At 70.7% G+C, this 22,299-nt stretch carries 15 protein-coding genes; all 15 read right to left on the reverse strand.

From position 1 onward, the window contains the following. Window positions 1–75 precede the first annotated feature (75 nt). Window positions 76–915 (reverse strand): CPBP family intramembrane glutamic endopeptidase, encoded by an 840-nt coding sequence (locus tag WMF31_RS32795; protein WP_436605718.1) that lies wholly within the window; start codon window positions 913–915, stop codon window positions 76–78. A 95-nt stretch (window positions 916–1,010) separates the two neighbouring features. After that, window positions 1,011–2,702, reverse strand: a complete 1,692-nt coding sequence (locus WMF31_RS32800) for an L-aspartate oxidase (protein WP_129345325.1) — start codon at window positions 2,700–2,702, stop codon at window positions 1,011–1,013. An 826-nt stretch (window positions 2,703–3,528) separates the two neighbouring features. After that, entirely contained in the window at window positions 3,529–3,792 is a 264-nt protein-coding gene (locus WMF31_RS32805; RefSeq protein ID WP_436605719.1) for a hypothetical protein, read from the reverse strand. Window positions 3,793–4,900: 1,108 nt separating this feature from the next. After that, window positions 4,901–6,478: a hypothetical protein gene (locus tag WMF31_RS32810; protein ID WP_436605720.1), complete on the reverse strand. Its 1,578-nt coding sequence runs from the start codon at window positions 6,476–6,478 to the stop codon at window positions 4,901–4,903. A 20-nt stretch (window positions 6,479–6,498) separates the two neighbouring features. Next, a complete protein-coding gene (locus WMF31_RS32815; protein WP_436605721.1) occupies window positions 6,499–7,536 on the reverse strand; it encodes a PEGA domain-containing protein in 1,038 nt (345 codons plus the stop codon). 1,251 nt (window positions 7,537–8,787) lie between these two features. Next, on the reverse strand, window positions 8,788–9,918 hold the full coding sequence (locus tag WMF31_RS32820) for an ISAs1 family transposase (RefSeq protein ID WP_436601070.1): 1,131 nt from the start codon (window positions 9,916–9,918) through the stop codon (window positions 8,788–8,790). A gap of 85 nt (window positions 9,919–10,003) precedes the next feature. Beyond that, a complete protein-coding gene (locus tag WMF31_RS32825) occupies window positions 10,004–10,894 on the reverse strand; it encodes a hypothetical protein (protein WP_436605722.1) in 891 nt (296 codons plus the stop codon). A gap of 20 nt (window positions 10,895–10,914) precedes the next feature. Beyond that, entirely contained in the window at window positions 10,915–12,033 is a 1,119-nt protein-coding gene (locus WMF31_RS32830; RefSeq protein WP_436605723.1) for a PEGA domain-containing protein, read from the reverse strand. 14 nt (window positions 12,034–12,047) lie between these two features. After that, window positions 12,048–13,061, reverse strand: coding sequence for a hypothetical protein (locus WMF31_RS32835; RefSeq protein WP_436605724.1), 1,014 nt, complete (start codon window positions 13,059–13,061; stop codon window positions 12,048–12,050). Window positions 13,062–13,085: 24 nt separating this feature from the next. After that, a complete protein-coding gene (locus WMF31_RS32840; protein ID WP_436605725.1) occupies window positions 13,086–15,752 on the reverse strand; it encodes a protein kinase domain-containing protein in 2,667 nt (888 codons plus the stop codon). A 222-nt stretch (window positions 15,753–15,974) separates the two neighbouring features. Then, window positions 15,975–16,556: a PP2C family protein-serine/threonine phosphatase gene (locus WMF31_RS32845; protein WP_436605726.1), complete on the reverse strand. Its 582-nt coding sequence runs from the start codon at window positions 16,554–16,556 to the stop codon at window positions 15,975–15,977. Window positions 16,557–16,926: 370 nt separating this feature from the next. Further along, window positions 16,927–17,190 carry a hypothetical protein gene (locus WMF31_RS32850; RefSeq protein WP_436605727.1) on the reverse strand — a complete coding sequence of 88 codons (264 nt, stop codon included), beginning with the start codon at window positions 17,188–17,190 and terminating at the stop codon, window positions 16,927–16,929. A gap of 404 nt (window positions 17,191–17,594) precedes the next feature. Further along, window positions 17,595–18,794 (reverse strand): PGRS family protein, encoded by a 1,200-nt coding sequence (locus tag WMF31_RS32855; RefSeq protein WP_436605728.1) that lies wholly within the window; start codon window positions 18,792–18,794, stop codon window positions 17,595–17,597. 392 nt (window positions 18,795–19,186) lie between these two features. Beyond that, the gene (locus tag WMF31_RS32860; RefSeq protein ID WP_436605729.1) at window positions 19,187–20,125 is read right to left on the reverse strand and encodes a PEGA domain-containing protein; all 939 of its coding nucleotides are present in this window, start codon (window positions 20,123–20,125) and stop codon (window positions 19,187–19,189) included. Window positions 20,126–20,703: 578 nt separating this feature from the next. Further along, the gene (locus tag WMF31_RS32865) at window positions 20,704–22,293 is read right to left on the reverse strand and encodes a hypothetical protein (RefSeq protein ID WP_436605730.1); all 1,590 of its coding nucleotides are present in this window, start codon (window positions 22,291–22,293) and stop codon (window positions 20,704–20,706) included. Between the last annotated feature and the right edge of the window lie 6 nt (window positions 22,294–22,299).

Raw genomic sequence — 22,299 nt, forward strand, 5'->3', positions numbered from 1 at the left:
ATCGAACCTCGGGGTCCCCTGCTGCAATCTGCGCGGATCGGCGCTCGCCGCCGCCCTGGCCCTCGACAGCCGGCATCATGGAGTGTCCTTTTCCCTCGCGCGGACCGCCCCCTCGGCGCGGTGGCCGAGGACGCAGGCGAGCGCGATCAACCCGAGCGCGCAACCGGAGCCGACCGCCACGAGCCACGCCGGCGTCGGGGCGGCCGCGGAGAGCGCCGCGTCTGCCTCGACGGGCGCCGCGGTCTCCGGCCCGGAGCGCGCCGCGGAGATGAGCGAGAAGCACTGGATGGCGTTGTAGGTCGCGTGCAGCAGGATGGGCGGCACGAGCGACCCGCTCGCGACGCGGAGCACGCCGAGCGCCGCGCCGAAGAGCCCGATCGGCAAGAACTTCTGCCACTCGAGGTGGGCCACGGCGAAGAGCACCGACGTGACCGCGATCACGAGCGGGGCGCCGTGCCTCCGGAGCAGCGGCCGGGCGAGCGCCCCGCGGAAGAAGACCTCCTCCAGCGCCGGGCCGAGCGCGATGAAGATCAGGCCGAGCGCGACCCGCTCGGGCGCGCTCGCCTCGGTGAAGAGCCGGACGAGATCGGCGTCGCTGCCCCCGGACGGCCAGCGCCGCTCGATCGCCCCGTACAGGGCGGTGATGGGCCCCTCGAGCGCGAAGCCGAGCGCGATCGCCAGCGGGTAGAACGCCGCGTGCGTCCTCCGCACCCCGAGCAGATCGCGGATCGACGCGCGCGGGGCGTGGACCTGGAGCACGCCGAAGAGCCCGAGCAGGTACGCCGCCGCCTGGCACGCGAAGGCGCTGATCGTGTCGAGCTCCCCGTGGGCTCGGGCGGAGGCGGTCACGCCGAGCAGCCACAGGAACAGGAACGAGACCGCCGCCGTCCAGCCGCCGGCCGCCGGGATCGACATGGGGCGCGCCGCGCGCCCTCCCCCTTCGTCCCCTCCCCGGAAGAGGGGCCCTCCATCGCTGGGCGGACGCTCGGAGGCGCCGCGAGACGGATCGCTCATCGACCTCGCAGATAGGGCAGGACGCCCCGCTTCACGACCGTATCTGAACCGTAGCGGTCGCTCGTCTCCGGGTAGTCGATGGTCGAGTGCAGCCCCCGGCTCTCGTGCCGCGCGGAGGCGCAGCCGACGATGAGCTCGGCCACGGTGGCGATGTTGCGCAGCTCGAGCAGATCCCGCGTCACGAGGTGCTTCCAGTAGTAGTCGCGGATCTCCTCCTGGAGGAGGGCGATGCGCCGGGCGGCGCGCCGGAGGCGGGCGTCGGACCGGACGATGCCGACGTAGTTCCACATGGTCCGGCGCAGCTCGTCCCAGTTGTGCGCGACGACGACCTCCTCGTCGCTCGCGACCGCATTGCCGACCTGCCACTCGGGCACGGCGGGGAACGGGCTCTTCCGCAGGTCGCCGATCTGCGCGGAGAGGCGCGCGGCGGCGCGGTGGCCGAAGACGAGCCCCTCGAGCAGGGAGTTCGAGGCGAGCCGGTTGGCGCCGTGGAGGCCGGTGCACGTGCACTCGCCGATCGCCCAGAGCCCGGGGATCGTGGTCCTGCCGTACAGGTCGGTGGTGATGCCGCCGCACATGTAGTGGGCGGCCGGCACGACGGGGATCGGCTGCGAGGTGATGTCGATGCCGTAGCGGAGGCACTGGGCGTGGATGGTCGGGAAGTGCTCGCGGACGAAGCTCGCCGGCCGGTGGGTGATGTCGAGCAGCACGTAGTCCGAGCCGGTCCGCTTCATCTCGAAGTCGATGGCCCGCGCCACGATGTCGCGCGGCGCGAGGTCCTTGCGCGGATCGTGGCTGGCCATGAAGGCGGTGCCGTCGGGCAGCCGCAGGATGGCCCCCTCGCCGCGCAGCGCCTCGCTCACGAGGAAGCTCTTCGCCTCCGGGTGGAACAGGCAGGTCGGGTGGAACTGGTAAAACTCCATGTTCGCGATCTCGGCGCCGGCCCGGTAGGCCATGGCGACGCCGTCGCCGGTCGCGACGTCGGGGTTCGTCGTGTAGAGGTAGACCTTGCCCGCGCCGCCGGTCGCGAGCACGGTCGCCCGGGCGAGGTAGGTCTCGACGATGTGCGGCCTCGACGCCGGGCGGTGCCGGGTCGCGGGCCGCTCCGGGTCGCGGGGCGCGGGCGGGCGCGGCGCGCCGGGGTCGAGCGCGGCGCCGGTCTCGTCGAGCACGTAGGCGCCGGCGCAGACGTCCGGCCCGCCGAAGCGCGAGAGCATGATGAGGTCGATGGCGGTGTGGTGCTCGGCGAAGCGGATGTTCGGGCTCTTCCGGGCTTGCTCGAGGAGGGCGCGCTCGATCTCCATGCCCGTGGCGTCGGCGGCGTGGACGATGCGCCGCGCGGAGTGCCCGCCCTCACGCCCGAGGCTCACCCGGCCGTTGTCGTGATCGAACTGGGCGCCGCGCGCGATGAGCTCGCGCACCCGCTCGGGCCCCTCCCGGGCGCAGATCTCGACGACCACGTCGTGGCAGAGGCCTGCCCCGGCCTCGAGCGTGTCGGCGACGTGCGCCTCGAACGAGTCGTCCGGGGCGAAGACCGCGGCGATGCCTCCCTGCGCGTACTTCGTGTTGGACTCGTCGCGCGACCGCTTGGTGATGATCACCACCTCGCCGTGCTCGGCCGCCTCGAGTGCGAACGTGAGGCCAGCAACACCACTGCCGATGACGAGGAAATCGGTCGTAATCGCCACGGGGGCGGAGGGTAGCAGGCCCGAGGCGTGTGCGGGTAGGCCATGGTACGCCTCGGTGGCGCCGCGGCCGGCGTGGCGCCGCGGCCGGCATGGCGCCGCGGCCGGGATGGCACCGCGGCCGGCGTGGCACCGCGGCCGGCGTGGCGCCGCGGCCGGGATGGCGCCGCGGCTGGCGTGGCGCCGCGGCCGGGATGGCACGGCACGGCAGCCGGGCGCTCGGGCGGGAGCAATGATGAGGGGGAGGCGCGCAGGTCGCGCGAGGCTGCGCCTCCGGTCCCAGCGGTGTTGCCGTCGTCCCCGGCGCGGCGTCGTTCACCCGGATCTCGATGCCATGCCGATCGTCGCCGTAGACCGCCCTCGGACAAGCTGCTCCTCGATCGACGCGGGCACAGGATCAGCCGCGCTTCATCCCGGCAATCGCGGTGCCATCACCGCACCGGCACGAGCATCGCCCTCGATATCGAGCTTGACATCACATGCACCCTCTCGATGGCAAACCAGAAGATGACCTCTCCGCCGAGGTCACCGGCGATCAGGAAGAGTCCCAGGCAAGGCAACGCACCAGGGCGCTCTTCATTGTACCTGCCGCGCCCGACACACGGAGGCATCCGCCCCAGCCTCGATGGCGAGCGCTGGACATCCCATCATCCACCTCGCGCGCCCGCCGCAAGGACGAGCCGAGCCAGGGCGCACCATGCCCGCGATGCGCCGGATCCTCTCTATCGCGCGATGCCGCACGTCGCAGCGATGCGCGCCCCTCGTCAGCGCGCGCAGGTCGTCAACGCAGCCTCGCTCGAACCGGCGCCCCCGAGGCGGAGCGTTGCGCTCAGGAATCTTGGCGCTCGCGACGCGCCGCCCTCACGAGCTTCACCAGCGTCAGCTTGCCGCGACGCTTGCTCCACCCTTTTGGACTCCGCGCCACAGCCGGGGTCTTCGCCCAGCCGAGGCTCACCCGCAGCTTCGGACGGCTGTCCGATGACGGCGCGACCTCCGCCACCGCCTCTCCGCGAGCCGCTCGCTTCGCGATGCAGTGCTTGCAGTACTGCTCCGGATCCCAGTCGATGTCCTCGAGGCCGAGCTTCCGTACCATCCTCCGCTCCCACTCTCCCAGCCCGCTCAGGTTGGAGCGCACACCGGAGGGAGGACTCTCGTCTCGGCGGGACTTGCGACGCATCGGCAGGGGGACTCCTCGGGACCGAACGGCGCCGATTCTGCCAGTACCGGAGAGGCTCGCCAAGGGTCTTCTTCCTGAATACCTATAACTTTCGCTCCCTTACGATCAGCGCTGCCGAATTGCCACAGAATCGTGTGTCACCCTCACTTTCCGCAGCGCTCATCGGGGACGAGGTTCTACCAGACGCCGCTCGCCGCGGTGCACGTCCGCCTCGGGGAACCCTCTGCCCTCCGATCGCGCCTCTTGTGATCGCCGACACCGCCTTTTGCGGCAGCGGCACGTCCCTCTCGACGGCGCTCCGGGACCTCGGCGGTGGCTCACGGAAACTCCCGGGGTGCGTCTTCAGCGAATACTTCGTGTTCCTATTTCGTGTTCCCGAGGTTGTACGCCACATCGAACGTCGGGCTCAGCTCCCACGCAGACTCGAGCGCCGCCCCCGCCTCCATGGCGGGCGATGGGCCGCGCTCCTCGCACCATGCAGTGCGCGCTGGCGTACAGCACAGCAAGACAGCCAGAAGAAAGCTGCCCACCCCCGGCCCGTGCTCGGCCCTTCGGGCCTGCGCGCGGTCCGCCCCTCCCACGCCCCGCGCTTCGCGCGGGACGGGAGGGGTCCCGTCGCCGCCCACGGCTCTCGACGCAGCGCCGCGGCGCGCCTGACCTGCCACAGCCACGACGGGCAACTCTCGCGAAGAGCAAAAGCGATCTGCTGCCGGGCTGCCTTCTGCGACCGTCGGATAACATCCGCTCTCGCGGCCCGATGCGGAAGGGTTCAGCAGATCTCCGGTCCGTCCGCCCGCGCCTTGGGCATTCCACTCTTGGGTGGCGAGGTTGCAAGCGCCGGGCAGCCCACCGTGCCGCGTCTCCGCGACAAAACGGTCCCTACCACCCCAGCTCGGGGTGCGTCCACTCATTTCTTGTCGGCTCCTTCAGCTCAGCGGCTCACGGCGCGCAACGCTCGTCTTCCTGCCTATTGCATTCCGCTGAGCGCTGCCGAATTGCCACGCAACAGCATCGTTTTCTCACCTCACTGCCCGCAGCTCGCATTGGCCGTGAAGTCCCAGCATTCTCCAGTCGCCCCCGATGTGCCCGCGTTCCCGCCTGGAGCCGTGCGGCCGCCATCTCCCGCTGCCCCCTCGGTGAAGTCCTTCAACGCGACCGCCGCGCTCGGCGTCACCGCGTAGGCGATCCCCACCGCGTGGCCGCCTCGGCCGCCGCCGCCGGGACCGCCCATTCCGCCTTGGCCGCCTCGACCGCCATCGCAACCAGCCGAGCCACCCAGGGGTGAAGGTGTGCCACCGGTCCCGCCGCTACCTCCAAGACCGCCGCCTCGCCCGCCTGCGCCATCTCCCCCCTTGCCCGCCTTACCCACCGCGATGGTCACCTCCGTCAGTACAAGCTTCGTCCCCAGGCTCACGATCCCGATGCTCGACCCGCCGGCCTTCCCGCCGCCGCCTCCCTTGCCTCCGCAACCGCCGGCGCCGCCCCCGCCCCCGCTCGCGCCGGGACCGTCGATCGGGTTCGCTACGGGCCCGCAGAACAGCCCTGCTTTCGCGCCCCCGCCGCCACCACCCCCTTGACCTCGCTTCCCGGTTGTGCCGCTGCCGCCGTCGCCGCCGACGATGCCGGTCAGCGTCAGCGTGGCACCGCTTCCGGCGGCGCCCGCTCCGCCGGAGGCGCCGGGGGCGCCGGGCTCTCCCTGCCGGCAGTTGCCTGCCGCATTCGTTTGACCCACGCCGCCGAGGCCGTACTCGTCGGGATTCGGGTCCAGCAACGGCACGCCATCCGCCCCGCTCTGCCCGTTGCCGTCGTCTTGCCCTGGGCTCCCGCCTAGCCCTCCAACGCCGCCCCCTGTCTCGCCGTCTTGGCACATCGTCACGCCGGGCTCGCCGCCGTAGACGGCCACCTCGCACGCATTCGATGCGGCTCCTGCGGCCGCTCCTGTCTGCGGCGCCTCCGTCGGCGTCTCGCCGTTCGTGCCATCCATACCATCGCCCGCGGTCACATCGACCTGCTCCAGCTCCGCCTCGACGTCCGCCACCGCCACGCCGATCGACGATCCCCCCGGCTCCGTCGCGCTCGCCGCACGGACCGAGAAGCTCCGCACCTTCGCCCCGCTCGCGCCATCCGCGAGCGTCAGCGCGACCACGCCCGCCGGTCCCTCGATCGCGCTCCGCGCCTCCTCGCTCCACGTCCACTCGGCGTCGCAGTCGAAGCCCCCGATCACCTCCAGCCCAGCCCCGATCGTCACGCTCTCCGTGAACGCCCCGCTCGCGCACGCCAGCACCCGCTTGCCGTTCGCGTTCGCGATCGCTTCCCCGAGCGACGCGTACGGCTTGTCCTTCGTCCCGTCTCCCCCCGGCTTCGCGCTCGCGCTCGCGAACACCGCGCACTCATTACTCACCGTGCTTGCGTCCTCGGTCGGATCCGCCTCGCACGTGGGGCTCGGCGTTCCACCGCCGCCCGTGGTCGTCGGCAAGAAGTGCCCGCACGTGAGCATCAGCTCACAATCCCCTGACACATCGTTCCAGACGACGTCACAGCTGCTCGCGGCCAGGACAAGCACGGCATTCGCCGCGATCCAGCGTCTTCCTCTCGTCTTCATCGCGTCCTCTCCCGAGCCCTTCACCACGTACCGACCACGACAACGCCAGCGCCCAAGGGATGCGCGGTGGCAACCACGCGCGGCTGTCCCGCAGCACCGGCTTCATCACGCGGCCACAACGCATAGGTCAGCGCCGCGGCGGCAAGCACGCCCGATGCAACGTACGCGGCGCCAGCCACATGACCGAGCATATCCACTCGCTCTCCGGTACCGCTCAGCTCTGCACAGTCGTCGACGAATGCTGCCGACGGCTTCGTGCACTGCCCTCCAGAGTTCCTGATCGCCTGCCTCTGCGCATGGACGTCGTCGAGCACATTGCTCCCCGCGACCGTCATCCCGATCCCCACGCCGAGCCCCACCACGCTCGCCGCGCCCAGCGCGATCACCGGCATCCAGCTCCTCTCCTCCGGCAGCGCTGCCGGCTGCACCGGCCCCGCTGGCGGCTGCTCCGCCGCAAGCGCGCCGGCCCGCGCCCCCGGCGCGCCGTCCCCCGCCTCCGCGCTCGCTCCCCGCGCTGCCTCCGTCGCCTCGCTCTGCAGCAGCGCCATCGCCAGCTCCACCTTCGCCGTCCCTGCCTTCTCCACCCGCACCGTCTGGCTCGCCGGCGCGTGCCCTTGCAGCCGCGCCTCTACCTGATGCTCGCCCGGCTCGACAAACACCTCCCCCTCCAGCGACGCCTTGCCCATGGCCTTGCCGTCCACCAGCACCTCGGCTCCCGCCGCGCTGACCGCTACGGTCACCGCCCCCACCAGCGGCCGCGACTCCGCGAGCCGCTGCTCCGCGAGCCGCTGCTCCGCTATCGGCTTCAGCCTCGCTGCCGCCTTGATCAGCGGCCAGTTCCTCAGCGCATACGACAGGTGCTGCGCTGCTTCCCGATGCTTCTTCATCTGGTACTTCGTGTTCCCGAGGTTGTACGCCATGTCGAACGTCGGGCTCAGCTCCCACGCAGACTCGAGCGCCGCCTCCGCCTCCATGGCAGGCGACGAGCTGCGCTCCTCGCACCATGCAGTGCGCGCTGGTGTACAGCACAGCAGGACAGCCAGAAGAAAGCTGCCCACCCCCGGCCCGTGCTCGGCCCTTCGGGCCTGCGCGCGGTCCGCCCCTCCCACGCCCCGCGCTTCGCGCGGGACGGGAGGGGTCCCGTCGCCGCCGGCGGCTCTCGATGCAGCGCCGCGGCGCGCCTGACCTGCCACAGCCACGACGCGCAGCCCTCGCGAAGAGCAAAAGCGACCTGCTGCCGGGCTGCCTTCAGCGACCGTCGGATAATATCCGCTCTCGCGGCCCGACGCAGAAGGAGTCAGCAGATCTCCGGTCCGTCCGCCCGCGCCTTGGGCATTCCACTCTTGGGTGGCGAGGTTGCAAGCGCCGGGCAGCCCACCGTGCCGCGTCTCCGCGACAAAACGGTCCCTACCACCCCAGCTCGGGGTGCGTCCACTCATTTCTTGTTGCCTCCTTCAGCTCAGCGGCTCACGGCGCGCAGCGCTCGTTTTCCTGCCTTTTGCATTCCGTTGAGCGCTGCCGATTTGCCACGCAACAGCATCGTTTTCTCACCTCACTGCCCGCAGCTCGCATTGGCCGTGAAGTCCCAGCATTCTCCGCTCGCCCCCGATACGCCCGCGTTTCCGCCTGGCGCCGTCCTGCCGCCGTCACCCGCTGCCCCCTCGGAGAAGTCCTTCAACGCGACCGCGGCGCTCGGCGTCACCGCGTAGGCGATCCCTACCGCGTGGCCGCCTCGGCCGCCGCCACCGGGACCGCCCGTTCCGCCTTGGCCGCCGTCCCCGCCACGGCAACCAGCCGAGCCACCGAGGGTCGAAGGAGTACCACCGGTCCCGCCGCTCCCCCCGAGCCCGCCGCCTCGCCCGCCAGCGCCATCCCCGCCCTTACCTGCCTTGCCCACGGCAACGGTCACCTCGGTCAGCACCAGCTTCGTCCCCAGGCTCACGATCCCGATGCTCGACCCGCCGGCCTTCCCGCCGCCACCTCCCTTCCCGCCGCAACCGCCAGCGCCTCCCCCGCCTCCGCTGGCGCCTACCCCGTCAACAGTGCTCATTCCGGGTCCCAAGCAGAACAACCCTGCTTTCGCACCGCCACCACCTCCTCCCCCTTGACCTCGCGTCCCGGTTGTGCCGCTACCGCCGTCGCCGCCCGTAACGCCGGCCAATGTCAGCGTCGTGCCGCTGCCGGCTGTGCCAGCATTGCCGAGGTCGCCGCTCTTGCCGTTCGCGCCGGCCTCGCATTCACCAGAGGCATCCTTTTGCCCCGGCCCTCCGAGCCCTCTGCTGTTCGGGTTCGGCTCAGGGCGGGCGCGTCTAACCTGGAGGAATGGTTCCGGAGAGGACGCGCAGCAGGTAGTCGTGGTTCCATCCAGCTTTCTTTCGTTTTGCGGCAATCCCACGCTTGGTGGTCTGGTCTTGCTTCAGGAGATTGAGAGCAATCTTGCGCAGCAGCCCGATGTTCTCCTGCCCGGCTCGAACGCGGCTTTCATCCTCGCGGAATGCGACATCGAGCACCCAATGGCATCGATTTTCGATCGACCAGTGCGCACGAATCAACGATGCCATCGCTTTGGCTCCAGTGCGTGCGCTCGAGCTGATGAAATAGTGCCTCTCGGACGTGAGCTCACCGCCGGGGCCGGCCTGGCGTTCCCGTTCGACCATCGTGATGCTCCGCAGGCCCGGCCACTTCGGTGCCTCCGTGATCCGGCTCAGGTCCGTCGTGGTCCAGACGCGCCGCCGCTCACGCCTCCCGTGTCCCTCTTCGACCGTCTCGTGCACCGTGTGCTTTACAAGCGAAAAGAAGCCGGTGCCGGCCTCGGAGAAGATCTGAGCGACTTGCTCATAGAGCTTGGTCTGATTCGCTTTGAGAGCGAGCAGATAGGCGGCTCCCCTGTCGACAATTCCCTGGGCAATTTCCTTCTGGGTTCCCATGGCGTCGATGGTCACCGTGGCACCTCGAAGATTCAGCATGCCGAGCAGTTTCGGGATGGCCGTGATCTCGTTCGACTCGGGGTCGGTCGCCACCTGACCGAGCGTCAGGCTGTTCTGCTGAACCCAGGCGCTGACCAGGTGCAGCGGCGAGCGCTCGGCGGCACGGTCGAACGATCGGCGAGCCGTCTTGCCATCGATCGCCACCAGCTTACCGTCGGGCGAGCCGACCAGCGCCTGCATCCAGGCCACGAAGCAAGCGCTGAACGCCTCGGGGTCGAGCGCGCTCAGGACCCGACGGAACGTATCAGCGCTCGGGATGCCTGCCGGCAGGTCCAGAAACGTCTTCAGCCAGCCATGCTTGCACTCACCGAAGTCGGCGAAGTCGTCCCAGCCCTCCGCCCCGCAGATCGTGCCGAGGATAGCGATGGCAATGATGTCCAGCAGTTTGTGGTCAGATCGCCCGACGACGCGCGGGTCGGGCAGCGATGCGAAGTGCTCGATGAACGGTGCCATGCCCCGAGATCTGCCACACGACATGTCGCTGTGTTCGGCCGCCAGCCCCGACCAGCCGGCCACGAGCGAGTTTAAGTCATTGTTTTTATGTTAGTTTTGATGCGCCCGCCCTGGGGTTCGGCTCGGGCAGCGGCGCACCATCCGCACCGTTCTGCCCCTTGCCCTCGTCCTCTCCCGTAATCCCGCCAGGCCCACCGGCGCCGCCTCGCGTCTCGCCGTCCTCGCATGTCGTCACTCCGGGATCGCCGCCGAAGACCTGATTCGGCGCATCGCACGCCTCCGACACCACCGCCGACGCGCTCGCGCCTGCCTGCGGCGCCTCCGTCGGCGTCTCGCCGTTCACGCCATCCATCCCATCGCCCGCCGTCACGTCCACCTGCGTCAGCTCCGCCTCGATGTCCGCCACCGCGACGCCAATCGACGATCCCCCCGGCTCCGTCGCGCTCGCCGCACGGACCGAGAAGCTCCGCACCTTCACCCCGCTCGCCCCCTCCGCGAGCGTCAACGCCACCGCGCCCGCCGGTCCCTCGATCGCGCTCCGCGCCTCCTCGCTCCACGTCCACTCGGCGTCGCAGTCGAAGCCCCCGATCACCTCGAGCCCAGCCCCGATCGTCACGCTCTCCGCGAACGCCCCGCTCGCGCACGCCAGCACCCGCTTGCCCTTCGCGTTCGCGATCGCTTCCCCGAGCGACGCGTACGGCTTCTCCTTCGTCCCATCTCCCCCCGGCTCCGCGCTCGCGCTCGCGAACACCGCGCACTCGTCACGCACCGTGCTTGCGTCCTCGGTCGGATCTGCCTCGCAGGTGGGATCCGGCGTCCCACCGCCGCCCGTGCCTCCCCACAGCCCGCGGTGATGCTCGCACGTGAGGGTGAACTCGCAATCTTCCGCCACGTTGCTCCACACCGTGTCACACCCCGCGGACCAGACGACGAGCCCCAAGGAGCACAGCTTCCAGCGCACTCGATTCCTCTTCATTGCACCCTCGTGTCGGCTCTTCACCATGCGCCCTGCACCACAAATCCCCCGTACCCGATGCGCGCCTCGGGCAGAGCACGCACCTCGCCCGACGCCATGGCCTGCTGACGCGGCCACAGCGCGTAGGTCACGGCTGCGATGGCCAGCACCCCCGACGCCGCATAGGCCACGGTCGCTGCACGCCCGAACGTGTCGACGCGCGAGGCCGTACTCCGAAGATCAGCGCATGACCCCTCATATGCGGGCGGCGCATCCGGGCAGCCGCCGCCGGCTTTGAGGATCGCATCTGCCTGCGCGCGCCCATCCGCGCTCGCGCTGTTCGACGCCACTGTCATCCCCACCCCCACGCCGAGCCCCACCACGCTCGCCGCGCCCAGCGCGATCACCGGCACCCAGCTCCTCTCTTCCCGCGGCGCAGCCGGCTCCACCGGCCCCGCCGGCGGCTGCTCCGCCACAAGCGCACCAGCCCCAGCCCCCGGCGCGCTCTCCCCCGCCCCAGCGTTCGCTCCCGGCGCCGCCTCCGCCACCGCGCTCTGCAACGGCACCATGGCCAGCTCCACCTTCGCCGTGCCCGCCTTCTCCACCCGCACCGTCTGGCTCGCCGGCGCGTACCCTTGCTGCCTCGCCTCCACCTGGTGCTCGCCCGGCTCGACAAACACCTCCCCCTCCAGCGGCGCCCGACCCACGACCTGGCCGTCGACCAGCACCTCTGCCCCCACCGCGCTGGCCGCGACGGTCACCGCCCCCACCTGCGCACGCGACTCCGCGAGCCGCTGCTCCGCCGTCGGCTTCAGCTTCGCCACGCTCTTCAGCAACGGCCAGTTCCTCAGCGCGAACGACAGGTACTGCGCGGCTTCCCGGTGCTTCTTCAGCTGGTATTTCGTGTTCCCGAGGTTGTACGCCACATCGAACGTCGGGTTCAGCTCCCACGCCGACATGAGCGTCGCTTCCGCTTCTTCGTACTTCCCGCCCAGGTAGAGGCGTTTGGCCTTGTCGACGAGCGCATCGGCGCGCTTCGCGGCATCGCCACTGGCAGACGTCTCCTGCGGTGCCGCAGGCTGCGCGGCAGCGACGCCGGGCGCTGCGATCAGGGTCGCGGCTGAGAGCAACAGAGCAAGCGATCGGCTGTTCATCATCATGACTCCACGCGGTTTCACTCCATCCAGTCTTCGTTCTGCGGCGGCTCGGCCGGCACCGGCATGGCCGGCGCCGGCGGGAGACGCGGCGCCGCCCGCGCGGGCGCTTGCGGCGCAGGCGCGGGCCGGTCGCTCTCGCTCGCGACATCGTCGAGGCTCGGTTCGACCGGCTCCGGCGCTCCCGACGGTTCGCCGTCGACCGTTTCCGCCGGTGCCGGCGTCGGCAGCTCCGAGGCGACCGGCGGCGCTGGCGCCATCACGCTCCGCGCCGGCGCCCCGCTCGACCGCGGCGCGGGCTTCTGCTCGTTCGCCGGCGCGCCTCGCCGCGCGATCGTCCACGTCACGAACGGCATGCTCAGCGCGAGCACCGCGAGCAGGGCGATCAGCCACCATGGCATCCCCCCTCGGCGCTCGGCGGCCGCGGGCGCGGCCTCCGGCGGCTTCGGTGTCGCGACCGGCGGCGCCGTGTGCGGCAGCAACGACGAGGGCAGCAACGACTTGTCGATCGGCGGCAGCCCCCGGTCCGCCCACTGGCTGGGCGCTATCGCGCCCTGCTGCGCCGCCGTGCGTTGCGGAATCCCTGCACCGAGCGGCGCCGTCGCGCTGTGCTGCGGTGCCGCGCCGTGCTGTGGCACCATCGCGCCGTGCTGCGCCGCCACCGCGCGGTGCTGCGGCACTGCACCGTGCAGCGGCACTGCACCGTGCGGCGGCACCATCGCGCCATGCTGCGGCACCGCGCCATGCTGCGGCACCGCGCCGTGCTGCGGCACCGCGCCATGCTGCGGCACCGCGCCGTGCTGCGGCGTCATCGCGCCCGGCTGCTGCGTCATCGCGCGCACCACCTGGGACTTGAACACCGGCTGCCCCGTCGTCGTGTGCTGCTGCATCTCGGTCAGCGCCCGATCCAGCTCCGGGTTGTTGAGCGCCTGCCGCAGCTTCCGCTCCGCCACGTGCGGATCCGCCTCGCGCCGGATGCTGTCCAGGTCCGGCAGGTACTGTCGGATGTCGTCGCTGTCCTTGTTGCTGCCCATGGTCGTTGCCTTGCTCCTCAGCGACTAGAACTCCGGCTCGCACCCGAACGCAGGACACGAGCGCGTCGGCTTCGCGTTCCCTCGCTTCGCCGGCGCCGCCTTCTTCTTCTCCTCCGACAGCACCCGCAGGAACGACGGCTTCTGCCGCCTCGGCATCGGGTAGATCTCCTCCGAGGAGCTCTCCTCTCCGTAGACCTCCTCGGCGTCATCCGTAGCCGCTGACGCGGGCCTCGCCGGCACCGTCGGCTGCTGCTGCGAAGTCGCCTCGGCTTCCGCAGCCGCCTCGGCCTCCGCAGCCGCTTCGGCCTCCGCAGCCGCCTCGGCCGCGCTCGTTTCCGCGGCGCTCGCGGTCGCCTCCGGCGCGGGCGCCGCGGAGACCGTCTCCTCTGGCGGAGCCGGCGCGACCGCCGCCGACGCCGACGCCGCGCTTGCCGTCGCGCTCTCGGCCGGCGTCACGGACGCTTCCGGCTCCGGCGCCGCGTCGTCCATCGCTCGGATCCCCAGCGCAATGCCCAGGCCCGCCGCCGTCAGCCCCAGCGCGATCAGCGGCGCCAGCAGGTACGGCCGCATCGCTCGCCGCGGATGCGCGATCATCGCCGCCGGCGTCCTCGGCGTCTCTCTCTGCAACGATCCCGACGCTGGCCCGCCTGCCGGCGCGACCGCGCTCGGCGCCGTCGGCGCTTCCGCGATCGGCGGCGCCGCCGCGTACGGCCCTGCAAGCGGCGCCATCGGCAGCGGCGGCGTCGCGGACTGCGCCGCAAACTGCGCCAGCGGCGGCGTCGCCGCGTCGTGCTGCGCTCTCGCCTGGGGCAACGGCCGCAGCGCCGCTCGCTGCATGTCCATCACCGGCATCGGCGGCGGCACTGCTCGCTGCTCCCCTGTCACCGGCATCACCGGCGGCGCCGCGTACTGTCCCCCTGTCACCGGCATCGGCGCCATCGCCGGCGGCGGCGCCGCGTACTGCCCGCCCATCACCGGCAGCGGCGGCGGCGTCACCGCTCGCTGCAGCCCCCTCTCCGCCACCGGCGGCAGCGCCACGGCTCGCTGGGTCTCCATCACCGGCATCGGCGGCGGCGCTGCGTAGGGCTCGCCCCTCACCGGCATCGGCGGCGGCGCTGCGTAGGGCTCACCCCTCACCGGCATCGCAGGCGGCGCTGCGTACTGCTCGCCCCTCACCGGCATTGGCGGCATCGGCGGCGGCACCGCGACCTGCCCTCCCGTCACCGGCATCGGCGGCGGCACCGCGACCTGCCCTCCCGTCACCGGCATCGGCGGCGGCCCCCCGCGTTGCCCCGTCCTCTCCGCCCACGACCCCCCCAGCACCGCCGTCGCCTCCCGCCGCGCCGCGCCCCCGCCGGCCCGCACCGGCAGCGGCGGCAGCGTCGACGGCAGCGGCTCCGTGTACCCCACCCCGCGCCCCCGCGGCACCCGCGCCGCCCCGCGCGACGCCGGCACGAACGGCAGCGGGCTCTCCGGCGCCACGAACCGCTCCAGCGGCGCCGTCTCCCCGTGCACCACTCGCCGCGCCCTCTTCTCCTGCTCGCTCCCGCTCTCGCTCACCCGCGCCATCTCGCCCCCCTCGCTCCCGCTCCCGCTCCCGCTCTCGCCGTCGCCCGGCGCCCTCGCCTCTTCCGTCTCCTCCTCGCCCGCCGCCCCCTTGCCCGCGCCCGCCACGCCCGCGCCCGCCTCCTCCACCGGCGCGCTCTCGTCCCCCATCTCCACCCCGGCGAACGCCGCCCGCCGCTCCGCCTTCATCCGCTCCTGCGCCAGCCGCCGCGCCAGCACGTGCCCCGCGGGCACCGTATCCCGCAGCAGCGCCCTCAGGTCCCGCGCCACCTCATCGAACCTCGGATACCGCTCCTCCAGATCGATCGCGATGCACCGCTCCACCACGGGCCACACGTACTCGGGGCAATCCGGCACGATCTCGTGCACCGGCTCCGGCGCCGCCACCAGGTGCCCTGTCAGCGTTTCCTCCGCGCTCGCCGGCACGCTGTCGTCCAGAAACAGGTGCTTCCCTGTCAGCACCTCATAGAAAATCGCCCCGAACGCGTAGATATCCGTCCGCCCGTCCGGCTTCGCGCGCTCTGCCTTCTTCCCGCTCGTGTACAGCAGCCTCACCTGCTCCGGCGAGATGTACCTCACCGTCCCCACGTCCGGCAGGTCGTCCGTGTTCATCCCTCCGTCCGCGAACTTCGCTATCCCGAAGTCCAGCAGCCACACATGGCCCTTCGCGTCCCCCTTCGAGCCCACCATGATGTTCTCGGGCTTCAGGTCGCGGTGCCATATCCCCTTCGAGTGCACGAACGTCATCGCGTCCGCCACCTGCAGCATCACGTGCATCGCGCTCAGGAAATCCAGCCGGTACGCCTTGTTGAGCAGCTTCCTCAGCGTGCGCCCCTCGAGGTAATCCATCACGATGTACGCCACCTCGTCCGGCGACACCCCGGCCTTCCTCATCCTCACGATGTTGGGATGCTTCAGCTTCGGATAGAACTTGCACTCTTGCCGGAACCGCCTCGCGAAGTCCGCTCTCCTCATGTGCCGCGGCGACATGCACTTGATCGCCACCACGTCGTCCGAGTAGTCCTCCACCGCCTCGTACACTTCACCCATCCCGCCCGCGTCGATCACCGCTCGGATCCGGTAGTCCAGGAACACATCCCCGGGCTGCAGCGCTCCCCCCGCCATCACCACACCCCCAGCCCGCGTATCGTGTACAGAAGAGAGGAGGAGGAAGAAGAAGCCAGAACAAGATGATGCCCACCCCCGGTCGGTGCTCGGCGCTGCGCGCCTGCGCGCCGCCCGCCCCTCCCAAGTCCCGCGCTACGCGCGGGACGGGAGGGGATCTCCTGCGCTCGCCTCGCTGCCCTCTCGCGCTTGCGCACCGCTCCTCCTCAGGAGTTCTAGCTCTCAGATGTCGCCGACGCGCGCCAGGATGCACGTCACGTGCTCGGACTCGCACTCGCCGTGCTCGTGAGCACACTCCATCAGCAAGCTTGCCGCGAGGCGCAGCTCACGGTGCGCCGCAAGGATGCCTCTTATACGGCGCTTGGGCACAGCACCCCAAAGCGCTGCCGAGCACATGAGAAAAATGTCACCGGATTCGGCCCTCTCTACCTGGGTCTTCATCTTCACCGCTGCCTCGCAGCCGAGCGCGCGAATCGCTGTGTTCGCATGTTGGGCCAATATGGCCAGCGCATCCGGTGAGACGGTTCCTTCCAACACCCCACCGTCAAGCACAGCGTCATCACGTGTCCGCTCCTCCAGCCTTCCGCCACGGAATCGGTAGACGCGCATATTGCCGATATAGGCCATGTACGCCGCCCCGGGCGCCAGCAGCACACCCGCGAAGCTCACGCGCCTGCCGTCTCGCCCCGGCTCCGGGCCATCGCTCTCGGAGCGGCAGCCACTCGATCGACGCGGGCTCATCATCAGCCGCACTTCATCACGGCATTGCACCGCAGCCCTCTCACCAGCACAACCATCGTCCACGCTGTCCCTCTCGACACATGCGTGCACCATCTCCATGGCAGTGCGAGAGACGACATCTCCACCTATCCCATCGGCAACAACGAACAGCCCCAGGCAACGCAACGCACCAGAGCTCTCTTCGCTCCTCGCACGACACCTCGACGCAGGGGCATCCACCCCTGCCTCTATGGCGAGTGTTGGGCACACCATCATCCACCTCGCGCGCCCGCCGCAGGGACGAGCCGAGTCAGGACGCGCCACGCCCGCGGTGCGTCCGAGTCGTGTTTATCGCGCAACGCCGCGCGTCATGGCGCTGCCGCGCCTCGTCAGCGCGCGCAGGCCGTCAACGCTGCCTCACTTGAGCAGGCGCCCCCGAGGCGGAGCGTTGCGCTCAGGAATCCTTGCGCTCGCGACGCGCCGCCCTCACGAGCTTGATCAGCGTCAGCTTACCGCCGCGCTTGCTCCACCCTTTTGGACTCCGCGCCACAGCCGGGGTCTTCGCCCAGCCGAGGCTCGCCCGCAGCTTCGGACGGCTGTCCGACGGCGGCGCGACCTCCGCCACGGCCTCTCCACGAGCCGCTCGCTTCGCGATGCAGTGCTCGCAGTACTGCTCCGGATCCCAGTCGATGTCCTCGAGGCCGAGCTTCCGCACCATCCTCCGCTCCCACTCTCCCAGCCCGCTCAGGTTGGAGCGCACGCCAGAGGGAGGACTCTCGTCTCGGTGGGACTTTCGACGCATCGGCAGGGGGCTCCTCGGGACCGAACGGCGCCGATTCTGCCAGTACCGGAGAGGCTCGCCAAGCGGCTTCTTCCTGAATACCTATAACTTTCGCTCCTTTACGATCAGCCCTGCCGAATTGCCACGGGATCACGCGTCTGTCTTCACTTTCCGCGGCGCTCGTCGGGGCCGAAGCGCCGGCGGAGACCGCTCTGCACCTCGCAGCTTCCCCATGGGTACACCTCCGCCCTCCGATCACGCCTCCTGTGATCGCCAGCACCTCCTTTTCTTGCGGCGGCGGGGCGTCGTTCTACGCGACGCCCCGGGAGCTCAGCGAAGCCTCACGGAAACTCCTGCTCCATCGCCACCACGCCCGCCATGCCCGCGTTCTCCGTCATGTTGCTGCTTCCGCCGGGCCCACCTACACCCGCCGTGCCGGTTTGCAACATCGTCTTCCCCTCCTGCTTCACTGCCTCGCCTCGGTACGCGATCGCCAGCGACGGCCCGCCGAGCCCTCCTCCTCCTGGTCCGCCGTTGCCTCCCTGGCCTCCCTGCCCGCCAGCGCACGCAGCTTTGGAGCCGCCCACGCCCGTGCCGCCGATGCCTCCGAGGCCACCAAGGCCGCCTGGCTGCAAATCACCGCCGGCACCGCCTTTGCCTCCGTTGCCCGCCTGCAGCACGCAGTCCTGCAGCGTCACCTTCCCCTCCACGCTCGCCAGCGCGATGCTCGCGCCTCCAGGGCCGCCCCCTTGACCGGGCAGCCCGCCGCAGCCGCCAGCTCCGCCGCTGCCCCCGCTCGCTCCAGCCCCCGGCGCGCCACCTGGGCAGATCGCCGCGCCGCCCTTCGCGCCGCCTCCGCCTCCGCCACCCTGACCAGGTTTGCCAGGTTCGCCGGCTCCGCCGCTCACGCCCTTGTAGCCGGATGAGCTCAGCGTGCCGAGACCGCTCGCAGCAAGGCCAGCTTCGCCGGGTGTGCCGTTGTCGCCCCCCTGGCCCGTGCCACCGGCAGCACAACTCCAGTCGCCTGCTGCTGGCTCTCCGGAACCTGCCGCTCCCAGAGCGCCGGGCTCTCCAATCTCACCACTGCCACCGTTGTTCAGCCTGCCAGCGCCCCCTTCCCCACCGATCGACAACGCGCCGTCACACACATTTTCGACCTGCGCTCCTCCCGGTAGCGTCTCATCGGGCGCGCCTGACGTATCCAGATCACTGCACGCATCAATTCCGGCATTCCCAGCCGGCGCCTGCGCCGGCATCTCGCTCGGCGCATCCTCGCCCTTCGCGCCGTCCGCCCCGTTCCCGGCGATCAGCTCGCACCGCACGAACTCCGCCTCCGCACCATCCACCAGCACCGCGATCGACGACGCTCCCGGCGTCTGCGCATCCGCGGCGCGCACCGACACGTCCTCGATCCGCGCCGTCCCTTCGCCTCGCATCACCTTCAGCGCGGTCGCCTCTTCGTCGGGTGCAACGACCGTCTTCGCCGTCTCGCCGATCCACCTCCAGCCGCTCGCGCAATCGAGCCCGCCGAAGATCTCCACGCCTGCGGGCACCTCCGCCGCCTCCTTGAACTCCTCCGCGCATGCGTACACCGCGCCCCCCTGCTCCGCTGCCCGCGCGATGGCCTCGCGGAGCGTCTTCACGGGCGCCTCCTTCGTCCCGGCGCCTTCGTCGTTGCCACGCGCCGACACGAACACGCCGCATGCGTTCTCCACCGCGTCCGCGTTCTCATTCGGCACGCAGCTCGATGGCGTCACCCCACCGCTGCCGGCTTGGCCAGCTTGAACGAGGTCGTCGCACGTCAGCATCCGCCTGCAGTCCCCTGTCACATCGAGCCACAGGCCATCACAGCCGGCTACCATGATGGCGCTCCCCACGATCACCCATGCTCGCTGCTTCGTTTGGCGTTTCATCTTCTTCTCTCTGGAGCTCGTCACCAGACGCCGAATGCGGCGACACCTGCGCCCTGAGCGCTTACACCTGGCAACACACGTATCGATGTTGCCGACCGTGCTTGCGCCTGGGGCCACAGGGCATACGTCACCGCGGCGACCGCCAGCACCCCCGATGCGACGAACGCTACTCGTGCCGCATTGCCGAATGTTTCTTGCCGCGAACCTGCATCATACAGCCCGGAGCAACGGTCGGCGAACGCGCTCGGCGGCTGCTTGCACTGCCCTCCTGCATCGAGGATCGCCTGCCCCTGTGCATCCACGTCTCTACTCGCGTTATTCGACGCGACCGTCGTCCCGATCCCCACGCCGAGCCCCACCACGCTCGCCACCCCCAGCGCGATCACCGGCACCCAGTCCCTCTCCGCTGGCAGCGCTGCCGGCTCCCCCGGCCCCGTCGGCGGCTGCTCCGCCGCAGGCGCGCCGGCCCGCGCCCCCGGCGCGCCGTCCCCCGCCCCAGCGTTCGCTCCCGGCGCCGCCTCCGCCACCGCGCTCTGCAACGGCACCATGGCCAGCTCCACCTTCGCCGTCCCTGCCTTCTCCACCCGCACCGTCTGGCTCGTCGGCGCGTACCTTTCCAGCCTCGCCTCCACCAAGTGCTCGCCCGGCTCGACAAACACCTCCCCCTCCAGCGGCGCCTTGCCCATGGCCTTGCCGTCCACCAGCACCTCGGCTCCCGCCGCGCTGACCGTCACCGTCACCGCCCCCACCTGCGACCGCGACTCCGCCAGTCGCTGCTCCGCTATCGGCTTCAGCCTCGCTGCCGCCTTGATCAGCGGCCAGTTCCTCAGCGCATACGACAGATGCTGCGCTGCTTCCCGATGCTTCTTCATCTGGTACTTCGTGTTCCCGAGGTTGTACGCCACGTCGAACGTCGGGCTCAGCTCCCACGCAGACTCGAGCGCCGCCTCCGCCTCCATGGCGGGCGATGGGCCGCGCTCCTCGCACCATGCAGTGCGCGCTGGCGTACAGCACAGCAAGACAGCCAGAAGAAAGCTGCCCACCCCCGGCCCGTGCTCGGCCCTTCGGGCCTGCGCGCGGTCCGCCCCTCCCAAGCCCCGCGCTCCGCGCGGGGCGGGAGGGGTCCCGTCGCCGCCAGCGGTTCTCGACGCAGCACGGCGGAGCACCCGATTTGCCACTATCGCGGCTGGCAGGTCTCGCACGAAGTTAAAGCGATCTGCTGCCGGGCTGCCTTCAGCGACCGTCGGATAACATCCGCTCTCGCGGCCCGACGCAGAAGGAGTCAGCAGATCTCCGGTCCGTCCGCCAGAGCCTTGGGCATTCCACTCTTGGGTGGCGAAATTGCAAGCGCCGGGCAGCCCACCGTGCCGCGTCTCCGCGACAAACCGGTCCCTACCACCCCAGCTCGGGGTGCGTCCACTCATTTCTTGTCGCCTCCTTCAGCTCAGCGGCTCACGGCGCGCAGCGCTCGTTTTCCTGCCTACTGCATTCCGTTGAGCGCTGCCGAATTGCCACGCAACAGCATCGTTTTCTCACCTCACTGCCCGCAGCTCGCATTGGCCGTGAAGTCCCAGCATGCTCCGCTCGCCCCCGATACGCCCGCGTTCCCGCCTGGCGCCGTCCTGCCGCCATCTCCCGCTGCCCCCTCGGAGAAGTCCTTCAACACGACCACCGCGCTCGGCGCCACCGCGTAGGCGATCCCCACCGCGTGGCCGCCTCGGCCGCCGCCGCCGGGACCGCCCGTTCCGCCTTGGCCGCCTCGGCCGCCATCGCAGCCGATGGAGCCGCCGAGGGGGGAAGACGCTCCGCCGCTTCCACCGCTTCCCCCAGCAGCACCGCCTCGCCCGCCTGCGCCATCTCCCCCCTTGCCCGCCTTGCCCACCGCGACGGTCACCTCCCTCAGCACCAGCTTCGTCCCCAGGCTCACGATCCCGATGCTCGACCCGCCGGCCTTCCCGCCGCCGCCTCCCTTGCCTCCGCAACCGCCGGCGCCGCCCCCGCCTCCGCTGGCGCCTACCCCGTCAACAGTGCTCATTCCGGGTCCCAAGCAGAACAACCCTGCTTTCGCACCGCCACCACCTCCTCCCCCTTGACCTCGCGTCCCGGTTGTGCCGCTACCGCCGTCGCCGCCCGTAACGCCGGCCAATGTCAGCGTCGTGCCGCTGCCGGCTGTGCCAGCATTGCCGAGGTCGCCGCTCTTGCCGTTCGCGCCGGCCTCGCATTCACCAGAGGCATCCTTTTGCCCCGGCCCTCCGAGCCCTCTGCTGTTCGGGTTCGGCTCGGGCAGCGGCGCACCATCCGCACCGTTCTGCCCATTGCCCTCGTCCTCTCCCGTAATCCCGCCAGGCCCACCGGCGCCGCCTCGCGTCTCGCCGTCCTCGCATATCGTCACTCCGGGATCGCCGCCGAAGACCTGATTCGGCGCATCGCACGCCTCCGACACCACCGCCGACGCGCTCGCGCCCGCCTGCGGCGCCTCCGTCGGCGTCTCGCCGTTCGTGCCATCCATACCATCGCCCGCGGTCACATCGACCTGCTCCAGCTCCGCCTCGACGTCCGCCACCGCCACGCCGATCGACGATCCCCCCGGCTCCGTCGCGCTCGCCGCACGGACCGAGAAGCTCCGCACCTTCACCCCGCTCGCCCCCTCCGCGAGCGTCAACGCCACCGCGCCCGCCGGTCCCTCGATCGCGCTCCGCGCCTCCTTGCTCCACGTCCACTCGGAATCGCAGTCGAAGCCCCCGATCACCTCCAGCCCAGCCCCGATCGTCACGCTCTCCGCGAACGCTCCGCCCGCGCACGCCAGCACCCGCTTGCCCTTCGCGTTCGCGATCGCTTCCCCGAGCGACGCGTACGGCTTGTCCTTCGTCCCGTCTCCCCCCGGCTTCGCGCTCGCGCTCGCGAACACCGCGCACTCATTACTCACCGTGCTTGCGTCCTCGGTCGGATCCGCCTCGCACGTGGGGCTCGGCGTTCCACCGCCGCCCGTGGTCGTCGGCAAGAAGTGCCCGCACGTGAGCATCAGCTCACAATCCCCTGACACATCGTTCCAGACGACGTCACAGCTGCTCGCGGCCAGGACAAGCACGGCATTCGCCGCGATCCAGCGTCTTCCTCTCGTCTTCATCGCGTC

Source organism: Sorangium sp. So ce1036 (genome assembly GCF_051369805.1).
Taxonomy (GTDB): Bacteria; Myxococcota_A; Polyangia; order Polyangiales; family Polyangiaceae; genus Sorangium; species Sorangium cellulosum_F.